The sequence below is a fragment of the Dysgonomonas hofstadii genome (genome assembly GCF_014196915.1).
Lineage (GTDB): Bacteria > Bacteroidota > Bacteroidia > Bacteroidales > Dysgonomonadaceae > Dysgonomonas > Dysgonomonas hofstadii.
Map to the genome: position 1 here is coordinate 1 of NZ_JACIEP010000029.1, position 16,370 is coordinate 16,370.

At 44.8% G+C, this 16,370-nt stretch carries 21 protein-coding genes and 1 pseudogene; all 22 read left to right on the top strand.

What is annotated here, in order from left to right; translation table 11 throughout:
• Positions 1-51 precede the first annotated feature (51 nt).
• The 22 genes and pseudogenes from GGR21_RS20415 to GGR21_RS20515 all read left to right on the top strand — a co-directional run bounded on the left by GGR21_RS20415 (position 52) and on the right by GGR21_RS20515 (position 16,198).
• The gene (locus tag GGR21_RS20415) at positions 52-828 is read left to right on the top strand and encodes a ParA family protein (protein WP_183309087.1); all 777 of its coding nucleotides are present in this window, start codon (positions 52-54) and stop codon (positions 826-828) included.
• Positions 821-1,273, top strand: a complete 453-nt coding sequence (locus GGR21_RS20420) for a DUF3408 domain-containing protein (protein WP_183309088.1) — start codon at positions 821-823, stop codon at positions 1,271-1,273. The genes GGR21_RS20415 and GGR21_RS20420 overlap by 8 nt, the downstream gene beginning before the upstream one ends.
• 19 nt (positions 1,274-1,292) lie before the next feature.
• A complete protein-coding gene (locus GGR21_RS20425) occupies positions 1,293-1,532 on the top strand; it encodes a DUF3408 domain-containing protein (RefSeq protein WP_183309089.1) in 240 nt (79 codons plus the stop codon).
• A gap of 5 nt (positions 1,533-1,537) precedes the next feature.
• Complete coding sequence (locus GGR21_RS20430; protein ID WP_183309090.1) at positions 1,538-2,275, top strand: hypothetical protein; 738 nt, start codon at positions 1,538-1,540, stop codon at positions 2,273-2,275.
• Between the two features lie 178 nt (positions 2,276-2,453).
• Positions 2,454-2,756 (top strand): DUF4134 domain-containing protein, encoded by a 303-nt coding sequence (locus GGR21_RS20435; protein ID WP_183309091.1) that lies wholly within the window; start codon positions 2,454-2,456, stop codon positions 2,754-2,756.
• Positions 2,757-2,781: 25 nt separating this feature from the next.
• Complete coding sequence (locus tag GGR21_RS20440; protein WP_183309092.1) at positions 2,782-3,117, top strand: DUF4133 domain-containing protein; 336 nt, start codon at positions 2,782-2,784, stop codon at positions 3,115-3,117.
• A complete protein-coding gene (locus GGR21_RS20445; protein WP_183309093.1) occupies positions 3,110-5,143 on the top strand; it encodes a TraG family conjugative transposon ATPase in 2,034 nt (677 codons plus the stop codon). Before GGR21_RS20440 ends, GGR21_RS20445 begins: the two co-directional genes overlap by 8 nt.
• A 409-nt stretch (positions 5,144-5,552) precedes the next feature.
• On the top strand, positions 5,553-5,678 hold the full coding sequence (locus GGR21_RS21005) for a hypothetical protein (protein WP_262890077.1): 126 nt from the start codon (positions 5,553-5,555) through the stop codon (positions 5,676-5,678).
• Between the two features lie 89 nt (positions 5,679-5,767).
• Complete coding sequence (ltrA, locus tag GGR21_RS20450; protein WP_183309094.1) at positions 5,768-7,450, top strand: group II intron reverse transcriptase/maturase; 1,683 nt, start codon at positions 5,768-5,770, stop codon at positions 7,448-7,450.
• A gap of 91 nt (positions 7,451-7,541) precedes the next feature.
• Positions 7,542-8,015, top strand: a pseudogene (locus GGR21_RS20455) (TraG family conjugative transposon ATPase); the annotation flags it as partial.
• Between the two features lie 2 nt (positions 8,016-8,017).
• A complete protein-coding gene (locus GGR21_RS20460) occupies positions 8,018-8,332 on the top strand; it encodes a DUF3876 domain-containing protein (protein WP_183309096.1) in 315 nt (104 codons plus the stop codon).
• A 61-nt stretch (positions 8,333-8,393) separates the two neighbouring features.
• Entirely contained in the window at positions 8,394-9,014 is a 621-nt protein-coding gene (locus GGR21_RS20465) for a DUF4141 domain-containing protein (RefSeq protein ID WP_183309097.1), read from the top strand.
• A gap of 3 nt (positions 9,015-9,017) precedes the next feature.
• Positions 9,018-10,019: a conjugative transposon protein TraJ gene (gene traJ, locus GGR21_RS20470; RefSeq protein ID WP_183309098.1), complete on the top strand. Its 1,002-nt coding sequence runs from the start codon at positions 9,018-9,020 to the stop codon at positions 10,017-10,019.
• Between the two features lie 107 nt (positions 10,020-10,126).
• Positions 10,127-10,750: a conjugative transposon protein TraK gene (gene traK, locus GGR21_RS20475; protein ID WP_183309099.1), complete on the top strand. Its 624-nt coding sequence runs from the start codon at positions 10,127-10,129 to the stop codon at positions 10,748-10,750.
• Positions 10,751-10,757: 7 nt separating this feature from the next.
• Positions 10,758-11,051 carry a TraL conjugative transposon family protein gene (locus tag GGR21_RS20480; RefSeq protein ID WP_183309100.1) on the top strand — a complete coding sequence of 98 codons (294 nt, stop codon included), beginning with the start codon at positions 10,758-10,760 and terminating at the stop codon, positions 11,049-11,051.
• Positions 11,032-12,384 carry a conjugative transposon protein TraM gene (gene traM / locus GGR21_RS20485; protein ID WP_183309101.1) on the top strand — a complete coding sequence of 451 codons (1,353 nt, stop codon included), beginning with the start codon at positions 11,032-11,034 and terminating at the stop codon, positions 12,382-12,384. The genes GGR21_RS20480 and traM overlap by 20 nt, the downstream gene beginning before the upstream one ends.
• A 46-nt stretch (positions 12,385-12,430) precedes the next feature.
• The gene (gene traN / locus GGR21_RS20490; protein WP_183309107.1) at positions 12,431-13,384 is read left to right on the top strand and encodes a conjugative transposon protein TraN; all 954 of its coding nucleotides are present in this window, start codon (positions 12,431-12,433) and stop codon (positions 13,382-13,384) included.
• 2 nt (positions 13,385-13,386) lie between these two features.
• Complete coding sequence (locus GGR21_RS20495; RefSeq protein ID WP_183309102.1) at positions 13,387-13,971, top strand: conjugal transfer protein TraO; 585 nt, start codon at positions 13,387-13,389, stop codon at positions 13,969-13,971.
• 44 nt (positions 13,972-14,015) lie between these two features.
• Positions 14,016-14,471, top strand: coding sequence for a DUF3872 domain-containing protein (locus tag GGR21_RS20500; RefSeq protein ID WP_183309103.1), 456 nt, complete (start codon positions 14,016-14,018; stop codon positions 14,469-14,471).
• Between the two features lie 167 nt (positions 14,472-14,638).
• A complete protein-coding gene (locus GGR21_RS20505; RefSeq protein WP_183309104.1) occupies positions 14,639-15,229 on the top strand; it encodes a M23 family metallopeptidase in 591 nt (196 codons plus the stop codon).
• A gap of 43 nt (positions 15,230-15,272) precedes the next feature.
• Positions 15,273-15,716, top strand: a complete 444-nt coding sequence (locus GGR21_RS20510) for a PH domain-containing protein (protein WP_183309105.1) — start codon at positions 15,273-15,275, stop codon at positions 15,714-15,716.
• A 17-nt stretch (positions 15,717-15,733) separates the two neighbouring features.
• Positions 15,734-16,198, top strand: a complete 465-nt coding sequence (locus GGR21_RS20515; RefSeq protein WP_183309106.1) for a GNAT family N-acetyltransferase — start codon at positions 15,734-15,736, stop codon at positions 16,196-16,198.
• Positions 16,199-16,370: the final 172 nt, after the last annotated feature.

Below are 16,370 nucleotides of genomic sequence, written 5' to 3' on the forward strand. Positions count from 1 at the left end.
TTCAGGTATGGCGAGATAATAAAACGATTGTACCAATTAAAAATTAAGAAAATGAAAAAAGAACCGATTTATGTAGCATTCTCAACCCAAAAGGGCGGAGCCGGAAAAACAACCCTTACAGCATTAATAGCCTCTTACCTTCATTACGAAAGGGACTACAATGTAGCAATCATCGACTGCGATTTCCCGCAGCTTAGTATATACAATATGCGGGAACGTGATTTGGCTATGGCGTTGGAAGATGAGTTTTACAGGGGGATGGCTTACGAGCAGTTTACCCGATTGAATGGAAAGAAAGCCTATCCGGTGGTACGCAGCAATACCGACAATGCGATTGCCGATGCGGAAAAAACAGTAGAAGAATCCGAAAGAGGCTTTGACATTATCTTTTTCGACCTTCCCGGAACGATGAACAACCGGGGACTGATCCATACGCTGGCACACATGGACTATATCATTGCTCCGATTGCCGCCTCCCGTGTAGTCATGGAAAGCACATTGGACTACTTGATAACGGTAAGGGACAATATTGTCGCTTCCGGTAAATCCAACATCAAAGCCATGTACCTGTTATGGAATCTCGTAGACGGGCGCGAAAAATCAGAATTGTATGAGGTGTACGAAGGCGTTATCAGGGAGTTGGAATTTCCGCTGCTGCGAACATTCCTGCCTAATTCGGTACGTTTTCGCCGGGAACAGAACATAGACCACAAAGCCTTGTTTCTCTCAACGCTATTTCCGCCGGATAAGTCTTTATTGAAAGGAAGCAATATCGACACGCTGACCGAAGAATTGTTGGAACTATTAACTGGCAACCGCCATGAGTAAAAAGATAGACACCTCTGGTCTTGATTCCGATTTTATCATCGGACAGACGGACAGAACCAATCGGGAAGCGAAACCTACTCTGGTGGAAAAATCAACGGTGGCGGATGCTGTGCCGACACAGGTTGAGCCTATGGCTCCGGTTGCCGTGCCGACACCTCTGGCGATGGAAACTACCCGTGAGGAATCCAAACGGCGTAAACCGAAGGTTGAACCGTTGGACTATAAGAGCCTGTTTATTCAGGAGGCAGCGATAGCAGCGCGAAGTGGAAAGACGGTTTATATCTGCAAAGAACATCACGACCGTATTATCAAGATTCTGCACGTAATAGCCAAAAATGAAGTTTCCCTGTTCAGCTATATCTACAACGTATTGGAACATCATTTCAATGCCTATCAGGAAGAGATTACCGAACTGTACGATAAAAATCTTGAAAAACCATTCTAACTCATAAATAGAAAACAATATGAATAAAAAGAAATCATCCGAACAGAAGGATCGTGGAAAAACGAAATATCGCAAATGTATTTACATCAGCGATGAAGTTCATAAAAAGTTGGCAAGCCTTGTTCGATCACTGGTAGAAAGCGGTAATGAGAATTTAACCATTGGTGCTTTTGCCAATAGTATAATTAAAGAATTTATGGTGGCACGTAAAAATCAAATTAACGAAATCTACCGTGAAGATCGGGGTAACTTAATATAGAAGCTATGGAACGATATATTATTTCAGCAATCCTGCTGTACGGATTGGTTATCGCAATCTACCTGCTCCGGGAACGGATGCTAAAACGCAAAAAGAATGCAGCAAAAAAGCCCGCATTTAATCCGTTCCGCTCCGCCGGGAAAGAAGATATAATCGGTAAAAGTAAATTTACCCTTAGACAATCCCGGACAGAAGCTACCACGCTGATTAATAACGAAAAACGGATTGAAAATGAACCTATATTTGCTGACGAAAACAAAAAAGAGGCTCCGGTAATACCCCCTTTGGTTGAATCGGAAACAGTCTTGCCGAATGAAAATATGACGGACGAAAATTCAAACGAGATCAATTTAGTTATTGAGAACACAGCCCCCGAATTTGAGCCTGAATATAATGAGGATTTAGACGAAGACGAAACAGAGGACGAAGATACCGAAGGGGTTGCCGGGGTTTCAATAGCCCTCGGACTTGGCTTTGACGATTTGGCAGATATGGTACGGACGGTAGATAATACCGGACAGGCATCAGCCGAAGAAAAAGAAGAAGCCGGGCGTGTACTGGTAGAGATACGGAAGACCGAAGTCTTTGAACAGTTCGTAAGCGATGAACCGAAAAAGAAGGTGGTGTCCGCACTCATGGACGATTACTTCTCCGCTTTCCACCGTAAGAAACGGGAAGCGGCGGAAGAGGTCGAAGGAGCGGTAAAAGCACCGAAAGATTTTGATGTACGCAGTTTTGCGTAAGATGTATAACAATTAAAAAACAACGAAAATGAAAGAACGGGATTACGGATAGCTACGCATCGGGCGTAAGCCATAACAAAAGGGTCTATGACCCACCACTAAAAGATCAAGTTAAACAAGTATTCATTTCCGGTACAGGGGACTATTCCACCCCCTGTACCATTAATCAAAAATTCGTATGACAAAGAAAAAAATTCTTATGTCGGCGGCCTTTATCTTGGCTGCCGTATCATCCGCTTTTGCTCAGGGTAACGGTGTCGGTGGTATTACCGAAGCTACCAATATGGTAACCAGTTATTTCGATCCCGGCACAAAATTAATTTACGCCATTGGTGCTGTCGTGGGCTTAATCGGCGGTATCAAAGTCTATAACAAGTTCTCTTCGGGCGACCCCGATACCTCAAAAACCGCCGCTTCGTGGTTCGGTGCGTGTATCTTCCTGATTGTAGCCGCCACTATCCTACGCTCCTTCTTCTTATAAGCCATTTCAAAAATAACGAAACGAAATGGAGTACAATGTAAATAAAGGCATTGGCAAGAGCGTGGAATTTAAGGGTTTGAAAGCGCAGTATCTATTCATCTTTGCGGGCGGCCTGTTGGCTGTATTCGTGGTTTTTGTCATCATGTATATGATCGGCATCGACCAGTGGGTATGTATCGGCTTCGGCGTTATCGCTGCCTCCGCGTTGGTGTGGCTGACTTTCAATCTGAATGCGAAATACGGGGAGTACGGGCTTATGAAGTTGCTTGCCAAACGGCAGCACCCGCGCTACCTGATAAACCGCAAAAATTCCCGCCGCTTGTTCAGCCGGACTAAAAAGAAGGAGGTGCGGTATGCGTAATGTAATGAAAGCGGTTACTATCGAAAGCAAGTTCCCGCTCTTGGCGGTGGAACACGACTGCATCATCAGTAAGGATGCGGATATAACGGTAGCCTTCCGTGTCAACTTGCCGGAACTGTTCACCGTAACCAACGTAGAATATGAAGCCATACACTCGGCTTGGGCGAAAGCCATTAAGGTGTTGCCCGATTATTCGGTTATCCATAAGCAGGATTGGTTTGTAAAAGAAACCTACAAACCCGCTACGGATAAAGAGGATATGAGTTTTTTGTCCCGCTCGTTTGAACGCCACTTTAACGAACGACCTTACCTGAACCATAGCTGTTTTTTGTTCCTGACAAAAACGACCAAAGAGCGGATGCGTATGCAATCGAGCTTTTCAAGTCTTTGCCGGGGTAACATTATCCCCAAAGAGGTAAACAGGGAAACGGCTACCCGGTTTTTGGAAGCGGTCGGACAATTCGAGCGCATTGTAAACGATTCGGGATTCATCACCCTTACCCGCCTTAGTTCGGATGAGATTACGGGAACAGAGAATAATCCCGGTTTGGTAGAGAAATATTTTGCCCTCTCGTTGGACGATACGACTGTCTTGGAAGATATGGAACTCGGAGCGGACGGTCTTCGCATCGGGGATAAAAAAGTATGCCTGCATACGATTTCCGATGTGGAAGACTTGCCCGGAACAGTCGGGACGGATATGCGGTACGAAAAGCTATCAACCGACCGGAGCGACTGCCGCCTATCCTTTGCTGCTCCTGTCGGACTGCTGTTAAGCTGCGACCATGTATATAACCAGTACATTTTTCTGGACGATTCGGCGGAGAATCTGCGGAAGTTCGAAAAGTCAGCCCGCAATATGCAATCACTATCGAGGTACAGTCGGGGAAATCAGATCAACAAAGAGTGGGTGGATAAATACCTGAATGAAGCGCACAGCTTCGGGCTTACTTCGGTACGCGCCCACTTCAATGTAATGGCATGGTCGGATGATGCGGAAGAACTAAAGCGCATCCGCAACGATGTAGGTAGCCAACTGGCACTCATGGAATGTAAACCCCGTCATAACACGGTGGATGCCGCTACACTTTATTGGGCGGCGATGCCGGGAAATGCAGGGGATTTTCCTTCGGAGGAAAGTTTTTACACCTTCGTTGAGCCTGCCCTGTGTTTCTTCACGGAGGAAACCAACTACCAAAGTTCACTTTCACCGTTCGGTATTAAGATGTGCGACCGTGTAAGCGGTAAGCCGCTTCATGTGGATATTTCCGACCTACCGATGAAAAGAGGTATAACGACCAACCGAAATAAGTTCGTGTTGGGTCCGTCCGGGTCGGGAAAATCTTTCTTTATGAACCACCTCGTCCGCCAGTATTGGGAACAGGGAACGCATGTTGTCTTGGTCGATACGGGTAACTCTTATCAGGGATTATGCGAAATGGTACGCCGGAAAACCAAAGGTCAGGACGGGATTTATTTTACCTATACCGAAGAAAATCCGATCTCTTTTAATCCTTTCTATACCGATGATTACAAGTTCGATGTCGAAAAGAAGGACAGTATCAAAACACTGCTTTTGACCTTATGGAAGTCTGACGATGACAAGGTTACAAAGACCGAATCGGGAGAACTCGGTAGCGCGGTATCGGCTTATATCCAAAAGATACAGGACGACCGCAGTATCGTACCCTGCTTCAATACTTTCTACGAATATATGCGGGACGACTACCGCCGTGAACTGGAGGAACGGGAAATTAAGGTAAGCCGCGAGGATTTCAATATCGACAATATGCTTACCACCCTGCGCCAGTATTACCGGGGCGGACGTTTCGACTTCCTGTTGAACTCAGCGGAAAACATCGACCTGCTTTCCAAAAGTTTTATCGTATTCGAGATTGATAGTATTAAGGAGAATAAAGAACTATTCCCTGTGGTTACGATCATCATTATGGAAGCATTCATAAACAAGCTCAGAAGGCTGAAAGGCGTTCGTAAACAGTTGATTGTGGAAGAAGCGTGGCTGTGACATGTAAGTCTTGTATATGATTGTTCAACTGGTTATTACAAGAGTGTGATAATTTGATTGAACCTGTTGTTTCGTCAACAGTAGCCTATGGGAACGTGCGATATTAAGTAATGAATTCGTGCGATAACAGAACCAACAATGAAGCCCTTCCGAGAGGAGGAGTCGGAACCGTGAGGGGATGACAACTGTCGTTAGTATCGAATGGCAGGGGAGCTAGGCTGAATGGTATGAATAACGTAATGTGAATCGTTGATAAACGCCGTAACTTCGAATGAGCTGCTAATGATACTGGGCTCTAACCCAAAAGGGACGCAGTCGGTTAACCTTCTCCATGCTAAGGTTACACGAACATAAGCACTGCCGGCGGATAGACGGATTCTAACCCATTCATTTGTCATATACAAGAAACATGGTAAACCCGTATTTCTCCTGTGTAACAGCAGGTAAGCAGACCGTAAGTGAAGCCGAATGGAATGCGGGCAGAGGAATGTGGAAAAAGCGAATGCCATTCTGTAATGGGATGGATAGAGGTTGAAATATCACCTCACACGAAAGTGGGCTGACTTCTGCATGGTGGTAGTTTTACAAGAAACTTTTAGAACTTATTCAAAGTAAGAAAAGCAAATGAACGACATTAAAACATCGTGTGCATCTACGGATCAAAAGTGGAACACTTGGCTCAATATTGATTGGGGCAAGTGCCAATCTGCGGTCGATAAGCTACAAGCACGTATTGTAAAAGCTCAGAAAGAAGGCAGATACGGCAGAGTGAAAGCTTTGCAGTGGACGCTGACGCATTCGTTTTACGCTAAAGTATTAGCTGTAAAACGTGTTACATCTAATAAAGGCAGAGATACTGCGGGAATAGATCGTGTAACATGGTCAACTCCAAATACTAAATTTCAGGCAATTAGCAAACTGAAAAGACGGGGGTACACTCCCCAACCGCTAAGACGGATACATATCAAAAAGAGTAATGGCAAATTAAGACCTCTTGGTATTCCAACAATGAAGGACAGGGCAATGCAGGCATTATATCTGCTGGCATTGGAACCTGTCGCCGAAACTACGGCGGACAGTAATTCTTACGGATTCCGCAAAGGAAGAAGTACAGCTGATGCAAGAGAACAGTGTTTTCTTGTATTAGCCAAGAAAGCGTCTCCCGAGTGGATTCTGGAAGGAGATATCAAAGGATGCTTTGACCATATCAACCATGACTGGCTCATCGACAATATCCCAATGGATAAGGTTATGTTAAAGAAATGGCTCAAATGTGGTTTTGTATTCAACAAGGAACTGTTTCCAACAGACGAAGGAACACCCCAAGGAGGAATTATTTCTCCAACTCTGGCTAATATGACTCTGGATGGATTGCAGGTAATGCTTGCAAAGAAGTACCATAAGAAGTTCGTAAACAGGACAACTACCTATTATCCAAAAGTTCATTTGGTACGCTATGCCGATGATTTTATCATCACAGGCAGAACCAAAGAAGCTTTGGAAGAAATCAAGCCAATGGTAGACGAGTTTCTTCAAGAAAGAGGGCTTACCCTCTCAGCAGAAAAGACGAAGATGACTCACATAAGCGAAGGCTTTGATTTTCTTGGGTATAACATCCGTAAGTACGACAATGGCAAACTTCTAATCAAACCATCTAAGGACGGTCTAAAGAAATTCATGAAGAAAATCCGTGGAATCATTGATTCTAATAAGGGAAGCAAACAAGAATCGCTTATAAGGTTGATGAATCCTGTAATTACAGGTTGGGTAAATTATTACAAGAACTGTGTAGCCTCTGAAACTTTCAGAAAAGCTGATTATCTGATATACGAAAAGTTACAGCAATGGGCAAGAAGAAGGCATCCCAAGAAAGGACGAACATGGGTCTCGGACAGGTATTTCACAAGAATTAAGAACAGAAACTGGTGTTTTGTAGCGAATTTCAAGAAGAAAGGAAAAGATGACAGAATCGTCCTTAAACGCTTGTACGACACAAAGATTACCCGCTATGTAAAAGTAAAAGCCGAATCGAATCCGTTCGACCCCGAATGGGCAACCTACTTCAAAAAGAGAAGAGAGTATAAAATACTCAAAAATCTTAATGATAAAAAGCCCTTGTTGTATCTGTGGAAAAAGCAGAAAGGAATATGTCTCTTATGTGGAGAGCCAATTGATATAAATGATTCTTGGGGTACTACTGAAAAGAAAACTACCGCAGAAAAACAGAATCATTTAGTGCATGATAGCTGTCGCAGAAAGAATGACCAATTAAAAAGATGTAACAATGAGCTGGTTTCTAGCAAATAGAAATTTAACACCGCTTGAGCCGTATGATTGGAAACTTTCACGTACGGTTCTTAGGGGGGAAGGAGGCAGTAATGCCTCTGACCTACCCGGCAAAGCTCTTTCGTCTGCGAACATGGCTGAGTACATGAAATATATGTACAAAACCGTCCGTAAATATTTCGGTGAAGCTATCGTAGTAACGCAGGAAGTGGACGACATTATTTCCTCGCCCATCGTAAAGGAGGCAATCATCAATAACTCCGACTGCAAAATCCTTTTAGACCAGCGCAAGTTTATGAATAGATTCGATGTAATCCAATCCCTTTTAGGTCTGACAGAAAAGGAGAAGGGACAAATCCTGTCTATCAATATGGCGAACAATCCGAGCCGGAAATATAAGGAAGTATGGTTCGGGCTGGGTGGCGTGCAATCGGCGGTCTATGCTACCGAAGTGAGCGGAGAAGAGTATCTGACGTACACGACGGAAGAAAGCGAGAAGCTGGAAGTACAGCGGAAAGCGGAAGAACTCGACGGGAACTACGAACTGGCAATCAAGCAGCTTGCCGAAAGTAAAAGGAGTAGTTAGCCATGTTCAGCAAATGTAATGCCGCCGACCCCTACGCCGCACATCAGGATTTTAACCTGCGGGAGATTACGGGACGTTGGGTAAGTACGAGCGGTGCGCCTGCGGTAAACATTTACCGCAACACTTCCCGCAAAAAGGGAGGCATCCGTCTGGAGCTTACTTACAACAACCCGCAGGTGGTCTGTGATTGTACGATGTACTGTGTATTCGGATTGCATTACATAGACCTGTACGGGCGTATCGGGATAGCCTACGACCGGGAGCGGGACGTACTCATGCTTTCCGTTTTCGGTGAATATGTCCGGGCAGAGGAATAGCGGCAAATGCTATTCCTCCCGCCATCGGGCAATAAAGTATTAACAATTAAAACAGTAAAAAATGAAAAAGATAATAGTGATTTTTTCGATAGCCTTTATGTTCTTCGGCTTCGAAGCAAAAGCGCAATGGGCGGTGATCGACCCGTCCAACCTTGCACAAAACATACTGACGGTTTCCAAAACAGCAACAACGGCAACCAATGTAATCAACTCATTCAAGGAAATGCAGAAGATTTATAATCAGGGCAAGGAGTATTACGACAAACTCCAATCGGTGCATAATCTGATTAAGGATGCCCGCAAAGTAAAAGAAACGGTAGAACTGGTCAGCGAAATATCGCATATCTATTCGACCAACTTCAACAAAATGCTGACGGATAAGAATTTCACCGTTGCAGAGTTGGAAGCCATATCGAACGGGTATTCCAAATTACTGAAAGAAAGCGGCAACCTGCTTTCGGATATAAAGAATATCGTTTCCACTTCCAACGGGCTTTCCATGACCGATGCCGAGCGCATGGCTCTTATCGACCAGATATACACGAAAATGGTCGAGCATCGCAACCTGACACGGTACTTTTCACAGAAAAGTATCTCCATATCCTTTATCCGCAGTCAGGAATCGGGCGATATGGAACGGGTACGCGCCCTGTATGGTGACCCATCTGAAAGATACTGGTAAGTCATGATGTTGTTAGCAATAGATTTTGAGAACCTGCACCAGATTTTACGGAATCTGTATCAGGATATGATGCCCCTTTGCGCCGACATGATCGGTGTCGCCAAAGGGATAGCCGGGCTGGGTGCATTGTTCTATGTGGCTTCCCGCGTATGGCAAGCCCTCTCACGGGCAGAGCCGATAGATGTGTACCCGCTGCTTAGACCTTTTGCGATTGGCTTGTGTATTATGTTCTTCCCGACAATCGTACTCGGAACAATCAACGCCGTGATGTCGCCCGTAGTAAAAGGGACGCATACCATACTGGAATCGCAGATGGAGGATGTAACGGCATTACAGGCGGAGAAAGACCAGTTGGAATACGATGCGCGGGTGCGGGAAGGCAAAGCATGGCTTGTCGATGACGAGGTGTACGACCAGAAGATGAAAGATTTGGGAATATGGGACACGCCGGAGATTATCGCTATGTGGGGCGAACGCACATGGTATGACATGAAAATGTGGTTTCGCCAACTGGTTAGGGATTTCTTTGAACTGCTGTTCAATGCCGCAGCCCTGACGATTGACACGTTGCGCACCTTTTTTCTGGTGGTGCTGTCAATCTTAGGGCCGCTGGCATTCGCCCTTTCTGTGTATGACGGTTTCCAATCCACGCTTACAAGCTGGCTTTCGCGCTATATCAGCGTATACCTGTGGCTGCCCGTTGCCGATTTGTTTTCGGCGGTATTATCCAAAATTCAGGCACTCATGCTGCAAATGGATATAGGGCTGTTGAAAGACCCGGCCTATGTGCCGGATGGCAGTAACGGCGTGTATATCATCTTTCTTATTATCGGGATAATCGGGTACTTCTCGATACCGACCGTTGCGGGTTGGGTGATACAAGCCGGAGGCGGCAGCGGTACGCGCGGGGTAAACACGATGGCAAGCAAAGGGGCTGCAATGGCTGGAGGTGTAGCCGGAGCCGCTGCGGGCAATGTTGCCGGACGCTTATTAGGTAAGAAGTAAATGTCTAATGTGCCAATTATTCAATGTGCCGATGTGCCAATGAAAACACAGCTATCAGCCTGTATATTGGCACATTGGCATATTATCTCATTAACAAATTAAAAATTATGGAGTTTAAAAGTTTAAAGAATATAGAAACATCATTTAAGCAGATACGCCTATTCGGTATTGTGTTCCTCTGCCTGTGCGCCGCTATTACGGGTTATTCCGTATGGTCGTCGTACAGCTTTGCCGAAGCACAACGCCAGCGTATCTATGTATTGGACGGGGGCAAGTCGCTTATGCTTGCCCTCTCGCAAGACCTTTCACAGAACCGTCCCGTTGAAGCGCGGGAACACGTTAAACGGTTTCACGAACTGTTCTTCACGCTCTCACCCGATAAAAAAGCCATTGAAAGCAATGTAAACAGGGCGTTGTTCCTTGTCGATAAAAGTGCTTTCAAATACTATCAGGATATGGCTGAAAAAGGCTACTACAACCGTATCGTTTCGGGGAATATCAACCAGATCGTGCAGGTGGATTCTATCGCCTGCAACTTCGATGTGTACCCCTATACGGCGGTGACATACGCCCGGCAAATGATTATCCGCCAGTCGAACATGACAGAACGAAGCCTGATAACCCGCTGCAACCTGATTAACTCGGTACGTTCGGACAACAACCCGCACGGTTTCACAATGGAGAAATTCGAGATTGTGGAAAACCGGGATATACGGATAACGGAAAGGTAGGTGCGCCATGTTACGGAAAATCATTCAACGTGTAAACGAATGGCTGGAAAACCGCTTGCGCTGTATTATCCGGCCTCTAAGCCCCGATGCACGGGTAATTTTGATCGTTACCATGCTGGTCATTTTCAGCGGGCTTTCTATCTACATGACGGTTTCATCTATCTACAATTTAGGAAAAGGCAAAGGCGAACAAATGCAGATAGAGCAGATGGAAACCCTGAAACTGCAACTGGAACAGCAGCAAAGGGATAGTATTAACAATCTTAATAATCATTACGAATATGAGCGAACAGATGAATAACAACGGGTCGCAGCAACCGGAAAAACCGCCTGTGCCCGATAAGAAAAATGAGAATAAGAAACCACCTAAAAAAGAGCTAACAGTAGCAGAGAGGCAAAAGCGAAAAAAGATGCTGATAATGCCGCTTTTCTTCCTGATTTTCGGAGGTATCATGTGGCTGATCTTTGCCCCATCGGAAGATGGAAATAAAAATGTTGTAGGGAAAGACGGTTTCAATTCCGAACTGCCCGTACCCAAAGACGAGGGTATTGTCGGGGACAAGCGCGATGCCTACGAACGGGAAGCCATGAAGCAAAAGGAACAGGAAAGGATGCGCTCTTTGCAGGATTTTTCGACAATGTTCGACCAGAAGGAACAGGCTTCCGGGGAGTACGAAAACCAGCCACCTTACGAAAGCCCGTCCCTGCCTGAAAACAGCACCCCGAAGCGAACGGCAAATAACCTGCAAGCCTCTGCAAGTGCCTATCAGGATATAAATAAACAGTTGGGCGAATGGTACGAAGAACCTGCGACAAAGACGGGTGAACAGTTTGCAGTTGAAGGACGCATACAAGAGTTGGAACGCAAGCTGCAAGAAGCCGAAGCACGGAAAGCCGAAGAGGACGAACAGGCTGCCTTACTTGAAAAATCCTATGCGATGGCGGCAAGGTATATGCCGGCAGGACAAACAGCCGAAAGCGATAATGCCGCTGTTCCCTCTACGAAAGACAAAGTAAACGTTCAGCCTGTAAAGCAGGTGCGGCACAATGTTGTATCACTGTTGGCTGCCCCGATGCCGGACGATGAGTTTATAGACGCTTTCAGCAAGCCCCGCAACATGGGATTTTTTACTGCTGCCGGAAACGAAGGGGTGCAGGATAAGAACAGCATCCGCGCCTGTGTGAACCAGACCGTAACGCTGACAAGCGGACGGGAGGTACAAATCAGGTTGTTAGAGTCGATGCAGGCAGGGAATATCCGTATTCCGGTAAACAGCATCGTAACAGGCTCATGTAAGATTGCGGGTGAACGGCTCGATATTATGATTAATTCCATTCAGTATGCGGGTAATATTATTCCTGTTGAAATATTGGTGTATGATACGGACGGGCAACGCGGTATTTTCATTCCTAACTCGGACGAAATCAATGCCGCTAAAGAAGTTACTGCGCAACTGGCACAATCTGCCGGAACATCTATCTCGATTACGGATAATGCAGGCTCGCAGCTTGCCGCCGATGTCGGCAAAGGGCTTATTCAGGGGGCAAGCCAGTATGTAAGCAAGAAAATGAGCGTGGTTAAAGTTACGCTCAAAGCAAACCACCGCTTACTGCTCCTGCCAAAAGAGAATTAATAAAACCACTAAAAGATCAAGTATAAACGATTAAAAATTAAGAATGATGAAGAAAATCTTTTTGATGCTTACCCTTGCGGTGAGCGTATTTGCAGCCAATGCACAGGAAGTAACCGGAGAAACGGCTACCATAATAGAAACCAAGCCCACAACGGGCGACTACTATCAGGGCTTTACCCGCCCGCTGACATTCGACAGAATGATACCACCGTATGCGCTGGAAGTAACATTTAATAAGACGGTACACGTTATTTTCCCTTCGGCTATCCGCTATGTGGATTTAGGGTCGGCAGATCTTCTCGCAGCGAAAGCGGACGGAACGGAAAACGTGCTCCGGGTGAAAGCCGCTTTAAGGGATTTTTCGCGAGAGAGTAATCTGTCCGTCATTACCGAAGATGGAAATTATTACACGTTTAATGTTAAGTATGCGGACGAACCTGTCAAGCTGTCCGTTGAAATGACCGACTTTTTGCACGATGGGGAGGCGGTAAACCGACCGAACAATGCACTGGCTATCTATATGCAGGAGTTGGGGCAGGAATCACCCCTGCTTGTCAAACTGATTATGCAGTCCATACACAAAAACAATGATAGGGAAATCAAGCATATCGGCTCAAAGCGTTTCGGCATACAGCATACCCTCAAAGGAATTTATACGCATAATGGATTACTGTATTTCCACCTGCAACTGAAAAACTTGTCTAACGTGCCGTTCAATGTGGATTTTATCACTTTCAAAATCGTGGATAAAAAGGTAGCTAAGCGCACAGCGATTCAGGAACAGGTGATCTGGCCGCTCCGCGCCTATAACAATCTTATGTTGGTAGGCGGCAAGCGCACCGAGCGAATGATATTTGCCTTACCGAAGTTCACGATTCCCGATGATAAGATGCTGGTTGTCGAACTGAACGAGCAGAACGGCGGACGGCATCAATCGTTTACAGTGGATAATGCCGATTTAGTGAGGGCAAGGGTTATTAACGAACTCAAAGTAAAATAACCATGAGGCAGTTATCTTTTATCATAGCGTTTGTGCTGTGCCTGCTCTTTGCAGACCAAGCACACGCACAGCGTCAGCTACCGGGTATGCAGGGCATACAGGTAACAGGCGGAATGGTGGACGGTATTTACTCGTCCAAACAAGACAACGAAGCCGGATATTACTTCGGCTTGGCGATGGCGACTTATGTTAAGAACGGCAACAAGTGGGTGTTCGGTGCGGAGTTTATGGAACGCTATTATCCATATCGGGAAACCCGCATACCTGTTTCACAGTTTACTGCTGAAGGAGGCTATTACCTGAAATTCTTGTCCGATCCGTCAAAAACGGTACTGTTCTATTTGGGCAGCTCTGCCCTTGCAGGGTATGAAACATCGAATTGGGGTGAAAAGACGTTGTATGACGGCTCTACCCTCCGACACAAGGATGCTTTTATCTATGGCGGGGCTATCACGCTGGAACTGGAAACCTATCTCACCGACCGGATTGTGTTGCTTCTTTCGGGGCGCGAGCGCATTCTGTGGGGTAATTCGACAGGGCATTTTCATACACAGTTCGGTATCGGGCTGAAATTTATAATCAACTAAGGGGCGCAGCCCCTTTTGTCTAACAAAATATAGAAATAACAATTATGAAAAAGATAAAGAGATTTTTCAGTATAACAGCCGGGCTGGTAGCGATAATGCTACTGGCCTTAGCCTGTACTGACGATTTGGATATTCATAAAGTGTACGCATTTGATCTGGTTACTATGCCAGTTCAGAAAAAAATCGTTCAGGGAGAGGTGGCGGAAATCCGTTGCCAAATCGTAAAAGAGGGAGATTATCAGGAAACGCAGTTTTATATGCGCTATTTTCAACCTGACGGCAAAGGGGAACTCCGGCTGGATGATGGGCGGGTATTGCTGCCTAACGACCTTTATCCGCTGAAAAAAGAAACATTCAGGATGTATTATACTTCGCATTGTACCGACCAACAAGTAATTGATGTGTATCTCGAAGATAATCACGGGCAGGTGGTACAAAAGACTTTCTCGTTTCAGAATGACAAGGGAGAGGATGAGGATTTAGAAAATAAAACGGAATAGCCATGATGACCATGATGCTAATTTCATATGCGGTTACGTGGCTTAATATGATATATGCTTTAATCACCGCTCCTACCGATGTAGAGCTATGGGGTGAAGAAATTGAATAGGTAAATAATCAGGTAAACGCCCGGATTCGGGCGTTTACTGCATTTGTAAAATTGACTATGAAATATTTACTACTGTTCTTCATCGCCTTGCTATATTTACCCGTATCGGGGCAGACAAACAGAAAGCCGGAAATAGAAAGATGTATGGAACATATTTATTCCGCAAAGAAATTTAGGCAGATAGCGGATTCGTTAGAACTGTCTATCGAAGAACTTTCCGATTATCCTGTAATTTTTCCGATTAGAAAACCACAACGTATTTCATCAGGCTTCGGGATGCGTTACCATCCGATCTATAAAAAGAGAAAATTTCATACGGGTATTGACATTCCGAAAATGAAAGGCACGCCCGTGTATGCCACCGGAAACGGCATTGTCATTCGTAAAGGGTATAGTTCGGGCTATGGATATTTTATAGAGATTCAGCATGCAGGCGGTTTTCGCTCGTTTTATGCGCATTTAAGCCGGACATTGGTAAATACGGGGGATTCGGTAAGTATTACCCAACAAATTGCCTGTGTAGGCAATACCGGAATAGCAACAGGCTATCACTTGCATTATGAGGTAAGGAAAGGTAAACATTACCTGAATCCAGCGGAATGGTGCGACTTGCTGTTTGAAATAAAAATACAGACAACTAAACACTAAGTAATTAATGAAACTTCTTATATTTGCAGTAAATCAATAGCTTATGAGTTACATAGAGAATAATTTACAACCCGGCGAAGAAATAAAGTATGTTGCAAAACTACATTTCTTCCTGTTCGTGCAACCTGTGATATTATTGCTGTTGGGCTGGTGGATCTACGGTTCGGAAACCGGAGTATTACACTATGGCGGTATTTTCCTACTGTTTATAGGAGTAATATCACTGATACAGCGGATAATGGTAAAAATAGGTTCAGCTTATGCTGTTACCAACAAGCGTGTGGTACTTAAAACAGGAGTGGTAAGCCGCAAAGCGGTCGATCTTGTTCTCGCCAAATGCGAAGGATTGCATATCAAACAAAGCGTGTTAGGCAGGATATTCGGCTTCGGTACAATTACGGTTACTACCGGAGGTGTTACAAGTTCCTATCCGTTTATTGCCGATCCGCTCGCTTTCCGGCGGGAGATTAATACACAGATTGGGTAACAATAAGATTCAGTAAAATGGACGATAGAATTAAAATCATTCTTGATATAGATACGCTTGTCAAGCTCCGATTTGACTATATCTCAACGGAAATAGAATTGAGCGCGGAGGACAAGGCTAAACTTGAACCTAAGCTACGAGAGTATTTCAAAGAATATGTACCGGAAGAAAAATTTACTGCTTACGCTATGGAGGTTGACGGCGAGATTGTTTCGGCGGCTTTTCTGGTCATTGATGAAAAACCTCCGGGGCTGAATAATTTGAACGGTAGGTACGGAACGGTAATGAATGTGTTTACCTATCCCGAACACAGGGGGAAAGGATATGCAACCAATGTGATGAATAATCTTATTGTCGATGCCGATAATATCTTTGTTTCTGTTCTTGACCTCTATTCAACTAAAGCAGGAAAGAGGCTTTATGAAAAACTCGGCTTTAAGGAAGTGGAATATTCAGCAATGCGATATTATATGAATGAATAATAAAATTCCGGTGGCATAATCATCGGAATTTTTCGTTTAAAAGAGTTGGGTAGTACGATCCCTTATTCTATTAGAGATGTATAATATAATTGAAAAGTAGTCCACTAAAATAATTGAAAAGTATACCACCAGTTAAGTAAAATTTAGGAGAGCATATAATAAAGCTCTGTAT